The organism is Candidatus Pantoea deserta, from assembly GCF_003813865.1.
GTDB lineage: Bacteria > Pseudomonadota > Gammaproteobacteria > Enterobacterales > Enterobacteriaceae > Pantoea > Pantoea deserta.
This window is the reverse complement of record NZ_RMVG01000002.1, coordinates 504,860-516,825: the sequence shown is the minus strand read 5'-3', so window position 1 is coordinate 516,825 and position 11,966 is coordinate 504,860. Positions and strand designations below refer to the sequence as shown.

Below are 11,966 nucleotides of genomic sequence, written 5' to 3'. Positions count from 1 at the left end.
ATCACTTTACCCGACCTGTTATTACTGCCCTGCCTCTTCTGCCGCACCAGGGAAAAAGGAATATTTATTTCATGAGGCATAGTGAGAGCGCGCTGAAAGAGCGGCTGCGATGTCTCGCAGCCGGAGAGACGAGATTAATTTACCGCTGGCGTCGGGCCGAACACATCAAACTGCGGCAGCGTGACGTTCTGGTAGGTTTCCCAGCCGCCGCCCAGCGCTTTGTACAGGGCGACCAGGTCCAGCGCGCTCTGCATACGCGCCTGGGTCGCCTGTTCTTGCGCCTGCGCCAGCTGACGCTGCGCGTCGAGCACCTCGATAAAGGTCGAAATGCCCTGACGATAGCTGTCGCTGGCGAGATCGAAGGCGCGCTGCAAGGAGCCGGTCGTTTCATCCAGCGCTGTGACGCGCGCCTGATCGGCGCGATAGCTGACCAGCGCATTCTCTACGTCCTGTAAGGCGGTCAGCACCGTCTGACGGTAGTCAAGCGCCGCGCTGGCCTGCTGCGCGCGCGCCAGCTTCACGCTGGAGACCAGCCGACCGCCCTGAAAAATCGGGATCGACAGCGACGGGCCAACCGAATAGAAATGGCTGCTCCAGTTATCGAGATAGCTGACATCGGTATTGCGCACGCCAAGCTGGCCGGTCAGCGACAGGCTGGGGAAGAGCTGGGCCACCGAGACGCCAATATTCGCCGTCTGCGCATGGAGCGTCGCCTCAGCCTGACGAATATCCGGGCGGCGACGCGCCAGCGTAGCGGGAATCCCCACGGGCACGATCTGCGGCAGCGCAGGCATCGCCTTCGGCGGGTAAAGCTCGTTATCCAGCGCCCCTGGGGTTTTGCCCAGCAGCACCGCCAGCCCATTCATCGCCTGACGCGCCTGCGACTGATACTGCGGCAGCTGCGCCTGAAGCGAACTGAGCTGCGCGCGCGCGTTTTCCACGTCGGTCAGCGGAGCCAGTCCGTTACGCTGCTGGCTCTGCGTCAGTTCCCAGCTCTGCTGCGCGATCGCAATCTGCTGCTCCAGCGTCGCCACGGTCGCCTGCGCGCCGCGCAGTTGCAGATACGCGCGCGCCACTTCGGCCTCCAGCGACACCAGCGCGTCGTTGCGCTGCTCTACCGCCGCCTGCGTTTGCGCGTCGGCCAGCTCGACCTGACGCCGCACCTTGCCCCACAAATCCAGTTCCCAGCTGGCGTCGAAACTGCCCTGATAGAGCGTTACCGGCTGCTCCAGGCTGCTGAGCTGGCTGGCGGTCTCGCTGTCGAGCTGGTCGGTCACGCCGTTTGCCTTGAGCAGTCCTTCAAGGCCCAGCTGCTGGCGGGTGACTTTGGCGCTGCCGTTCAGACTGGGAAACAGACCGCCGCGCGCCTGCGCCAGCTCCTGCCGCGCGCCCGCGATACGCAGCACCGCCTGCTGGAGCGTCAGATTTCCCTCTACCGCGCGATCGATCAGGCTATTAAGCTGAGGATCGTTAAAGGTTTGCCACCAGCGCGAATTGATCGCCCCGGCCTGGGTTTTTGAGGCCTGCTGCGCGTCCAGCAGATGATAGCTGCCCGGCAGCTGGGGTTTTGGCGCCTCATAATCAGGTCCAACGGCGCAGCCCGCCAGCCAGAGTGCCAGCGTTAACAGGCTCAGCGGCTTTGCCAGCTGGCGCGTAAAGATAACCTTCATGTCAGTGTGCTCCTGCACTGCCTTCGCTCTTAATCGGCGACAGCAGCCAACAAAATGGAATCAAAATCAGGGCGACGATGCTCAGACCTGAAAAAACATCGATGTATGCCAGAATGCGCGACTGGGCCACCATCTCCTGATAGAGCTGGCCGCTTGCCAGCGTCATCGGATCGCCAACCGCCGTCGTAAAATCGCGGATCGCCTGCGCCCAGTGCTGTAGCGTGATAGTGAACTGCTCGTTGAGCGGCGTCATGTTATGCACCATATGCGCCGACCGCACCTGCTCGCGCTCGGTAATCGCCGCCGTTGACAGCGAGATGCCGATAGAGCCGGCCACGTTACGGAACATGGTAAACAGCGCCGACGCATCGGCATTCAGGCGTTGCGGGATAGTGATAAAGGCGATGGTGGTCAGCGGCACGAACAGAAAGCCCAGTCCAATCGACTGCGCGCTGCGCATCAGCACCAGGGTTTTAAAGTCGACGTCCGGCGTCAGGGTTGACGAGTACATAAAGGCCAGCGCCAGGCAGGTAAAGCCAAAGGCGATGATATAGCGCGTCTGCACGCGCGGCATAAGCGCAATCACCAGCGGAATGGTAAGCACAATCAGCACCGCGCCCGGCGACAGCACCAGCCCTGACCAGGTTGCGGTATAGCCGAGATCCTGCTGCGCCAGCTGCGGCAGAACCACCGAGCTGCCATAAAGGATCATCGCCATGCCTGCCATCAGCAGCCCGGATACCCAGAAGTTGCGATCCTTCATCACCAGAATATCCACCACCGGCTTACGGGCATACATCAGCCAGTACACCGCGCCGACGATGCCGACCAGCGCCAGCGTGGCGAACAGCACGATAAAGTGCGAGGCGAACCAGTCTTCATCTTCGCCGCGATCGAGAAACACCTGTAGACAGCCGAGACCCAGGGTGATCAGGCCGATGCCGATATAGTCGATCTTCAGCCGCCCTTTCGCCCACTTGCGCTCCCACGGCGGATCTTCCAGCAGCTGATAGATCGCCAGCACCGTCAGAATCCCTACGGGAATATTAATGAAGAACACCCAGCGCCAGCTATAGTTATCCGTGATCCAGCCGCCCAGCGTAGGCCCGATCACCGGAGCCACGATAATCGCGATAGAAGAGAGACCAAAGGCCTTGCCGCGATCCTCCGGCTTGAAGTAGTCCAGCAACACTGACTGCTGCACCGGCTGCAAGCCGCCGCCGAAAAAGCCCTGTAGCACGCGGAACAGAATGATCTGCCACAGCTCGGTGGCGATGCCGCACAGGAAGGAGCAGATGGTAAACATCACGATGCAGATCAGAAAGAACTGTTTACGGCCAAAAAGCCGGCTAAAAAAGGCGGATATCGGCAGCACGATGCCGTTTGCCACCAGATAGGAGGTCAGCACCCAGGTGGATTCGTCATAGCTGGAGGAGAGCGAACCGGCAATATGGGGCAGCGCCACGTTAACGATGGTGGTGTCCAGAATCTCCATAAACACCGCCAGCGTCACGGTCACCGCCACGAGCCAGGGATTGCTGGAGGGTTGCCAGCTCTGCGACTGGCTCATTCCACGGTAACCTTAGGTTCGACCGACAGGCCAAGCGGCAGCGGATGATTCGGATCCAGTCCTTTGTCGATCACAATCTTCACCGGCACGCGCTGAACAATTTTTACGTAGTTGCCGGTGGCATTTTCCGCCGGGAATGTCGAGAAGCGCGAACCCGATCCCATCTGGATACTGTCGACATGCCCTTCCAGCTGCATATCGGGCCAGGCATCGACGCTGATGGCCACTTTATCGCCTGGATTCATGCGCGCCAGCTGCGACTCTTTGAAGTTAGCGGTGATCCAGATGTCCGGCGACACCAGCGAGAACAGCGAACTTCCCGCCTGCACCAGCGTACCGAGCTGGACATTGCGTTTGGTGATAAATCCGTCGTAGGGGGCGCGCACCTGGGTGTAGGACAGGTTCAGCTCTGCGGTGTTGAGCTGCGCCTGAGCCTGAGCCACCTGCTGCTGACGCGCTTCTACATTGGTTTCCTGCTGGCGGATCTGTAAGGCCACCTGCGAGGCGACCTCTACCTGCGCTTTCGCGCTCTGCAACTGCGCCTGCGCCGAACGCAGCTGCGCGGCGGCGGTATCAATATTGCGCTGACTGGTTGCGCGCGGGTCGACGCCCCGCTGGCGGCGATAATCGGCCTCGGCGTTTAGCAGGTTTGCCTGCGCTTTCGCCTGGTCAGCCAGCGCCTGATCGCGCTGCGCCGGATACTGTACTTTTGACAGGGCCAGCTGCGCCTGCGCCTGATGCAGCTGGGCCTGAGCCAGACCGAGCTGCGCTTTCGCCTGGTCGCGTTGCGCCAGGGTATCGCGCGGGTCGATCTCGACCAGTAAATCGCCCTTTTTCACACGCTGGTTGTCATTGATCAGCAGCTTTACCACATAGCCCGACGCCTTCGGCGCGATAGTGACGGCGTCACCCTCGGTAAAGGCGTCATCCGTGGTCTCTTCATTACGGGTGCTAAACCAGAACCAGAACGCGACAAGCAGCATTACCACGACCACAATGGCCAGAATGATTAACGGTTTTTTGCCTGGTCGTTTACGTTCTTTTTCATCGTTATTGTCTTCAGACTGCTCGTCCGAGGGGTGGTGCGCGTTCTTCGCATCATCCTGATGGGATTCGCGTTTCTCGTTTTCGCTCATAGTCAGTTCCGCATGGCTAACGCCCTAATTCCCGGGCAGAAAAGGTCAGATAAACAGTAGATGGTTAACTGACATTTTCCAGCGTTTCTTGACCTTTCCCGACAAAAGTGGCACGTCCTGCACCATTTGTCAGGAAGCGGCAGAAATTAGTGCAGCAGACGCAGCAGCAGCCAGCCGCTGATCATCGACCACGCCAGCAGGGGCAGAGAGAAGAGATGAAACTGCCACCAGACGCGGCGATCTTTTGCCATACGCAGCGCAATCAGGTTGGCCAGCGATCCTGGCAGCAGCCCAAAACCGCCAATATTGACCGCCCAGGCAAGCACGTCGGAAGGGGGAAGTTTCTGGAGCAGCAGAATGGTGGCGGGCACATTGCTGATCACCTGCGACAGGCCGATACCCAGCAGGTAGATAGCGCCGTCGCCGAGGCGGGATACCGCATCGAAGTGCTGCTGCACCACGGGCAGATGGGTCAGCAAATAGACATCGATAAACATGGCGACAAATACCGCCAGCAGGCTCCAGTCGATATTAATCAGAACTTTGCGCGCCATCAGCAGATAGCAGCCCATGATTAACAGCAGCGCCCAGCCGGTCATTTGCCACTCCAGCGCGGCGACAAACACCAGATAGAGCAGCACGCTGATCGTAAACAGCGGCTTTTGCCACTGGCGCGTCTCCTCTTCGCCATGCTTCTGAATCGCGCGCGGTTTGAAGCTAAACCACGTCAGCGCCAGCAGCGTCGCCAGCAGCCATACCGCCAGCGGCGCCATTTGCGCAATAAAACCGGCGACGCCCAGTTTGCCGTGGCTCCACAGCAGAATATTTTGTGGGTTGCCGACCGGAGTCAGCAGCGAGCCGGCGTTAACCGCCAGGGCTTCAAAGATGATCAGCCTCGACAGTGGAAGACGCGAGAATTTGCGCAGCGTCAGGGTCAGCGGCACCAGAATAAACAGCGCCACATCGTTGGTGAGAAAGGTCGATAACAGCGCGGCCGCCAGCACCATAAACAGTGCCAGCGCGCGTTCGTGACGAAAGCGGGCCGTCAGCCGCGCGCCCAGCACATCGAAGTAGCCGCTGGTTTCCAGCCCTTTGGTTAACAGCAACAGACCGGTTAGCGTGACAATAGTATGCCAGTCGACCGCGCCGGGCAGATCGGCCCAGTGATAACTGGACAGCAGGAGTAAAATCGCGCCGAGCGCGAGCAGCAGATGCAGAATACGATCATGCAAAAAAGTGCGCAGCACGGTTAACATAGTGGCGGGCCCGGTGATTAACTGCGGCTTTCGTAGAATTTCTGAAAAACGGCCAGGGTTTCATCGCTGACGTGATGCTCAATGCCTTCAGAATCACGACGTGCGGTTTCTGGGCTAATACCTAGCGCCAGAAGGAAAGTTTCGACGATGTGATGGCGAGCACGGCTCTCTGCGGCCAGCGTCTCCCCTTCGCTGGTCAGGAAGACGCCGCGATAAGGCACCTGCTCAACCAGCCCGGCGCTGCTGAGACGTTTGAGCATTTTGGCTACGGTAGGCTGCGAGACGCCGAGGCGTGCCGCCATATCTACCTGACGGGCCTCGCCAAACTCGCCGATTAAATCTGAGATCAATTCAACATAGTCGTCGATCAGTTCGCGGCGATGCGCTTCGCGTACCTGTCGAAATCCTTCGACATGCTCTTCGATATCTTTCAGGGGTCCTTGTGGAGCGGATACCCCATTTTTGGCACGACGACTCATCTAGCTTCCTCTTTAATATTCTCCGCGCTCGCGCAGCGAGACGGATTTGCTGCGCTTATTGTAAACCAGGCACAAAGAAGCTCAAATTTTTCGTAAATAGCATTGGCTACAGGGTATAGCCAGTGCTATATTTGTTGATATTGTAGGCAACCGCGCTAACAACAAAGAGCAGATTCGCCAGCATCGTTATCGCTGACGGCGGCTTCTGCTGACTGACGTCGGATATTGTCTGCTAATACGCCGTTACTGATTGGGAGGTCGAGATGAGCACCATGAAATGCTGCATTGACTGTGGCAAATGCTTCCAGACTGAGAAACAGGCTTCATCCAGCACGCTGAAATCCTGGCTGTGCCTGCTGAGCCGCTCCCCTTTTTCACTTCGCCTGATGCTGGTTGAAAAACTGCTGGGCACCCCGCGCGACGATCGTCACTGCTCTAAGCTCATCTGGCGCGGATAACGCCGCCCTTTTCTCTGACAGCCTTTCGCCTCGGCAAAGGCTGTTTTGCGATCTCTTTTTTTGCCGTTTTTCCTGAAACAGGCATAAAAAAAACGGCCGCAAAGGGCCGTTTTTTCTGCAACTGGTCTAAGCAAAAACTTAGAAGCTGTAACCTACGCCAGCAATCCAGGTGCCAACATCAACGTTACGGATACGGCTCTGCTCGTAACCAACGTCAATGGCGAAGTCCTGATACGGGTTGAACTGCAAACCAGCACCGTAGGAGAAACCTACGTCGCTTGAATCAGATTTGTCGCGAACAACGGTGTCGTTCTGCTGGAATTTACCATAGCCGATACCGACTACACCGTAGATGCTTGCCCAGTCGTTCAGACGGTAAGCCGGACCTGCGGTGAAACCGTAGTACTGACCTTTGTTATACACGCCAGAATCAGTGCGATCTTTTTCGGTGTAGGTGAAAGAACCGATCCAACCCAGCGGGTTAGAGCCGTCTTCGTAACGGTATTTCAGGTTGAAACCGTTAGCTTTGTTAGCTACGCCCTGATAGTCAGACTGAGCGTAACCGCCGGTGACTGTGCTCTGCGCCATTGCGGAACCCGCAGAAACTGCCAGAACACAAGCCAGTGCTGAAAGACATGCAATTTTTTTCATAACCACCTCAAATGTGATAATACTTCTCTCCTGACAACGCTAAAAATATAACAAAACTCAGCCAGAAACTCTGCCCGCAAATTATTGTCTAACAGAATGTTTGGTGTAACAGAAAGTTAATGAAGTTTCCTATGTTATTCATTTTACTTATAAATTGCGTCATCAAACTGCAATGAATTTTTTTTGATAAATATTGTCCTTTAAGTTAATTCCTAAAAAATCCTGACAGTTCTTTACGGAACTGGCCCTGAAACCGGCTAAATTTCACCCAGGCCGGGCGGGATTTCCCTGCTTTCGATCTCTTCTTTTTTATCCTGCATCCAGTAGACTGCCCCCTTTTAACGCATACAGACTGACCATCAGGACGCGCTTACAGGATGTCACTTTCTCTCTCAGGTAAAAATTTCACGCCAGCCATGTCCGTTGCGGTACTGCTGGTTGCCATGCTCTCGCTACAGGGCGGCGCCTCGCTGGCAAAATCGCTGTTTCCCGCGGTAGGCGCGACAGGCATCACCGCACTGCGCCTCGGACTGGGTACCCTGATGCTTTGCCTTATCTTTAAACCCTGGCGTTTGCGGGTGACGCGCGAGCAGCGTGTGCCGCTGCTGCTGTATGGCCTGGCGCTGGGCTGTATGAATTTTATGTTTTACCTGTCGCTGCGCACCGTTCCGTTAGGCGTGGCGGTCGCGCTGGAATTTACCGGTCCGCTGACGCTGGCGCTGCTGGGTACGCGACGCCTGCTGGACTTTATCTGGGTGGTGCTCGCCGTCACTGGCCTGTGGTTTTTGCTGCCGTTCGGCGACAACATGCAGGCTATCGATCCGCTGGGCGCCGCGCTGGCTGTGGGCGCAGGGGCCTGCTGGGCTTTATATATTCTGTCGGGGCAGCGCGCCGGAGCGGAACATGGTCCGGCCACGGTGGCGCTGGGTTCGCTGATTGCTTCGGTTATTTTTGTGCCCACAGGCCTGGTCTTTGCGGAGCCAGGCATCTGGCACTGGGGCGTTATTCCCGTTGCCCTTCTGGTTGCCTTGCTCTCCAGCGCTATCCCCTATTCGCTGGAAATGGTGGCGTTGACCCGATTGCCGGCACGCATTTTCGGCACGCTGATGAGCCTGGAACCTGCCGTCGCGGCGCTGTCAGGCATTCTGTTTCTCGGCGAAACGCTGACGTGGCAGCAGTCTCTGGGTCTGCTGGCGATTATTGCGGCGTCGGCCGGCGCGACGCTGACGCTCAAACCCCGTAATACCCGGTTAAAACAGGTAGAAATAACGTCGCCGCCGCCTCAATAGCCTATTCTGCTGCGTAATCAGGCGGACGGTTAATATTACCAGCTGAGAAGGGCTTTTATTTTAACCAACAATAAACATTAATATTATCATTCTGAAACATACTGTTTGATTTTTATCTGCCCGCCATAAAAAAATCCGTATTTACAGAGAGATAACCCGTCACCCTGGCCCGAATGCGTTCGGGTCAGGGTTTATTTCCGCTTACGCATTATCCGTAAATGCCATCTATTTCAGCCATAGCTCAGCTCAATCCTGCAAACAGCAAAAGCGCTGCTATACTTATTTCCGTGCTTGATTAGGACAACCATCCAAGAGAGGATTCAAACGATGAGTACCGCAAAACTGGTTAAAAATAACTCTTCCGATCTGCTTTACACCCGTAATGATGTGGCTGACGACGAGAAAAAGGCCACCATTGAGGTGCTCAACCGTCTGGTGGTGGAATTTATCGACCTGTCGCTGATTACCAAGCAGGCGCACTGGAACATGCGCGGCGCAAACTTTATCGGCGTACATGAAATGCTGGACGGTTTCCGCACCACTATTACCGATCATCAGGACACCATCGCAGAGCGTGTGGTGCAGTTAGGCGGCGTAGCGCTGGGCACCACTCAGGTTGTCAACGACAAAACCCCGCTGCAAAGCTATCCGCTGAATATTCACAGCGTGCAGGATCACCTGAAAGCGCTGGCCGATCGTTACGCCATCGTAGCTAACGATACGCGTAAAGCCATCACAGAAGTAAAAGATGAAGATACGGCGGATATTTTCACTGCGGCGTCACGCGATCTGGACAAGTTCCTGTGGTTTATCGAATCAAACATTGAATAATCTTCAGAACAGACAACAGGCGGGGTAACCCGCCTTTTTTGTTTTTGCTTAACAGGAAAATTACGGTTTTTTGACCTTCATAACACTTCTACATCTCTCTTCTTTCCAGCCTTATCTCCCGCATGCAAAGGTGCCCTTGCACCAAAAATGCCATACGCACCATTTTGGTGCCCAGTGATGGTGCAATTGCTTATACCATGGCAGAATCGTGTCAGCTTTTAGGTTTAACCTGCTGATTTTGGTCAGCTTGCAAAGTTGGCATAATTTTTTCATATGGTAAGCCGTAAACACCGCTTTGAGCCGGGTAGTAATAAGGAAAAATGATGAAGTCACTGTTAAAAGTTTCTGTGGCCGCGCTGGCGCTGGCCTTCTCTCTCTCTTCCGTTGCAGCAGAAAAAAAACTTATTGTCGCGACCGATACCGCGTTTGTTCCCTTTGAATTTAAGCAGGGCGACAAGTACGTGGGCTTTGACGTCGATCTGTGGGACGCCATCGCCAAAGAACTGAAGCTGGATTACAGCCTGAAGCCGATGGACTTCAGCGGCATTATTCCCGCACTGCAAACGCGCAACGTCGACCTGGCGCTGGCCGGCATTACCATCACCGAGGAGCGCAAAAAAGCCATTGAGTTTTCTGACGGCTATTACAAAAGCGGCCTGCTGGTCATGGTGCGCAATAACGAAAACGACATCAAAGGCATCGGCGATCTGAACGGCAAAGTCGTTGCGGTGAAGAGCGGCACCGGCTCGGTTGATTACGCTAAAGCGAACATCAAAACCAAAGACCTGCGCCAGTTCCCTAATATCGACAACGCCTATATGGAGCTGGGCACTAACCGTGCCGACGCGGTGCTGCACGACACGCCGAATATTCTCTATTTTATTAACACCGCGGGCAAAGGCCGCTTTAAAGCGGTAGGCGACTCTATCGAAGCACAGCAGTACGGCGTGGCTTTCCCGAAAGGCAGCGACGCGCTGCGCGAGAAAGTAAATGGCGCGCTTAAAACGCTGAAAGAGAACGGCACCTATAACCAGATCTATAAAAAATGGTTCGGCACCGAACCTAAATAATAATCGACTGATTTTTCTTTAGGCAGGGACAGGCTCCCTGCTTTTTTCCATCGCAACAAAACTGGAGTCACACCATGGAGTTTGACTGGAGCGTCATCTGGCCCGCTATGCCGGTGCTGATTGAAGGCGCGAAAATGACCCTGCTGATCTCGGTGCTCGGCCTGATCGGCGGCTTGATTATCGGCCTGGTCGCTGGCTTTGCGCGCGCCTATGGCGGCTGGATCGCCAACAACGTCGCGCTGGTCTTTATTGAGATCATCCGCGGCACCCCTATCGTTGTGCAGGTGATGTTTATCTACTTTGCGCTGCCGATGGCCTTTCCCGATCTGCGCATCGATCCCTTCACCGCTGCGGTGGTGACCATTATGATCAACTCCGGCGCCTATATCGCGGAAATTACGCGCGGCGCCGTGCTGTCGATCAATAAAGGTTTCCGCGAAGCCGGTCTGGCGCTGGGCCTGTCGCGCCGCGAAACGCTGCGCTACGTGATTATGCCGCTGGCGCTGCGTCGTATGTTGCCGCCGCTCGGCAACCAGTGGATCGTCAGCATTAAAGATACCTCGCTGTTTATCGTTATCGGCGTGGCGGAACTGACGCGTCAGGGCCAGGAGATCATTGCCGGTAATTTCCGCGCGCTGGAAATCTGGAGCGCCGTCGCCATTATCTATCTTGTCATTACGCTGGTGTTGAGCTTTGTGCTGCGCCGTATTGAGAAAAGGGTGAAAATCCTGTGATTGAATTTAAAAACGTCTCGAAGAATTTCGGCCAGACTCAGGTGCTGCACGATATCAACCTGAAAATCAATCAGGGCGAAGTGGTGGTTATTATCGGTCCTTCCGGCTCAGGGAAATCGACGCTGCTGCGCTGTATCAACAAGCTGGAAGAGATTACCAGCGGCGAGCTGATTGTTGACGGCCTGAAAGTGAATGACCCCAAAGTCGATGAACGCCTGATTCGTCAGGAAGCGGGCATGGTCTTTCAGCAGTTCCATCTGTTCCCGCAGATGAGCGCGCTGGATAACGTGGCATTCGGCCCGATTCGCGTGCGCGGCGCGAAGAAAGAGGATGCGCATAAGCTGGCGCGCGAACTGCTGGCGAAAGTCGGCCTTGCCGAACGCGCGCACCACTTTCCGTCGGAGCTGTCCGGCGGGCAGCAACAGCGCGTCGCTATCGCGCGCGCGCTGGCGGTAAAGCCGAAGATGATGCTGTTTGATGAGCCGACCTCGGCTCTCGACCCCGAACTGCGCCACGAGGTATTGAAAGTGATGCAGGATCTGGCCGAAGAAGGTATGACCATGGTGATTGTGACGCATGAAGTCGGCTTCGCGCAGAAAGTCGCTTCGCGTCTGATTTTTATTGATAAGGGCACCATCGCGGAAGATGGCGATCCCGATACGCTAATCACCCAGCCGCCGAGCGATCGCCTGCGCGAGTTTTTGCAGCACGTTTCCTGACTGACCGGGCCGGCATCATGCCGGCCCGCCTTTCCCGACCGTACCATTAATGCCTTTCAGAACTTTCATTCCCGGCGTCTGACTATACTGTTTCTCCTGTGAG

The 11,966-nt window shown here is 56.0% G+C and carries 12 protein-coding genes; 6 read left to right on the top strand and 6 right to left on the bottom strand.

What is annotated here, in order from left to right; all coding sequences use genetic code 11:
* Nucleotides 1-134 precede the first annotated feature (134 nt).
* The 5 genes from BBB56_RS05075 to mntR all read right to left on the bottom strand — a co-directional run bounded on the left by BBB56_RS05075 (nt 135) and on the right by mntR (nt 6,111).
* On the bottom strand, nt 135-1,670 hold the full coding sequence (locus BBB56_RS05075; protein ID WP_123799406.1) for an efflux transporter outer membrane subunit: 1,536 nt from the start codon (nt 1,668-1,670) through the stop codon (nt 135-137).
* A 1-nt stretch (nt 1,671) separates the two neighbouring features.
* Entirely contained in the window at nt 1,672-3,240 is a 1,569-nt protein-coding gene (locus tag BBB56_RS05070) for a DHA2 family efflux MFS transporter permease subunit (protein WP_123799404.1), read from the bottom strand.
* Nucleotides 3,237-4,376 carry an HlyD family secretion protein gene (locus BBB56_RS05065; RefSeq protein WP_123799402.1) on the bottom strand — a complete coding sequence of 380 codons (1,140 nt, stop codon included), beginning with the start codon at nt 4,374-4,376 and terminating at the stop codon, nt 3,237-3,239. The genes BBB56_RS05070 and BBB56_RS05065 overlap by 4 nt, the downstream gene beginning before the upstream one ends.
* 146 nt (nt 4,377-4,522) lie before the next feature.
* Nucleotides 4,523-5,632 carry an SLC13 family permease gene (locus BBB56_RS05060; RefSeq protein ID WP_123799400.1) on the bottom strand — a complete coding sequence of 370 codons (1,110 nt, stop codon included), beginning with the start codon at nt 5,630-5,632 and terminating at the stop codon, nt 4,523-4,525.
* Between the two features lie 17 nt (nt 5,633-5,649).
* The gene (gene mntR / locus BBB56_RS05055) at nt 5,650-6,111 is read right to left on the bottom strand and encodes a manganese-binding transcriptional regulator MntR (protein ID WP_123799398.1); all 462 of its coding nucleotides are present in this window, start codon (nt 6,109-6,111) and stop codon (nt 5,650-5,652) included.
* Between the two features lie 263 nt (nt 6,112-6,374).
* Between mntR and BBB56_RS05050 the strand changes: the two genes are divergently transcribed.
* The gene (locus tag BBB56_RS05050; RefSeq protein ID WP_123799396.1) at nt 6,375-6,569 is read left to right on the top strand and encodes a hypothetical protein; all 195 of its coding nucleotides are present in this window, start codon (nt 6,375-6,377) and stop codon (nt 6,567-6,569) included.
* 138 nt (nt 6,570-6,707) lie between these two features.
* Here the strand turns inward: BBB56_RS05050 and ompX are convergent, their stop codons facing one another.
* Nucleotides 6,708-7,220, bottom strand: a complete 513-nt coding sequence (gene ompX, locus BBB56_RS05045) for an outer membrane protein OmpX (RefSeq protein ID WP_123799394.1) — start codon at nt 7,218-7,220, stop codon at nt 6,708-6,710.
* Between the two features lie 377 nt (nt 7,221-7,597).
* On the opposite strand from ompX, the gene rhtA reads away from it, so the two are divergent.
* The 5 genes from rhtA (at nt 7,598) to glnQ (ending at nt 11,863) form a co-directional block, all read left to right on the top strand.
* Nucleotides 7,598-8,509, top strand: a complete 912-nt coding sequence (gene rhtA / locus BBB56_RS05040; protein WP_123799392.1) for a threonine/homoserine exporter RhtA — start codon at nt 7,598-7,600, stop codon at nt 8,507-8,509.
* Between the two features lie 327 nt (nt 8,510-8,836).
* Nucleotides 8,837-9,340, top strand: a complete 504-nt coding sequence (gene dps / locus BBB56_RS05035) for a DNA starvation/stationary phase protection protein Dps (RefSeq protein WP_123799390.1) — start codon at nt 8,837-8,839, stop codon at nt 9,338-9,340.
* A 323-nt stretch (nt 9,341-9,663) separates the two neighbouring features.
* The gene (gene glnH / locus BBB56_RS05030; RefSeq protein ID WP_123799441.1) at nt 9,664-10,410 is read left to right on the top strand and encodes a glutamine ABC transporter substrate-binding protein GlnH; all 747 of its coding nucleotides are present in this window, start codon (nt 9,664-9,666) and stop codon (nt 10,408-10,410) included.
* Between the two features lie 74 nt (nt 10,411-10,484).
* Complete coding sequence (gene glnP, locus BBB56_RS05025) at nt 10,485-11,144, top strand: glutamine ABC transporter permease GlnP (RefSeq protein WP_123799388.1); 660 nt, start codon at nt 10,485-10,487, stop codon at nt 11,142-11,144.
* Nucleotides 11,141-11,863, top strand: a complete 723-nt coding sequence (glnQ, locus tag BBB56_RS05020; protein WP_123799386.1) for a glutamine ABC transporter ATP-binding protein GlnQ — start codon at nt 11,141-11,143, stop codon at nt 11,861-11,863. The genes glnP and glnQ overlap by 4 nt, the downstream gene beginning before the upstream one ends.
* Nucleotides 11,864-11,966: the final 103 nt, after the last annotated feature.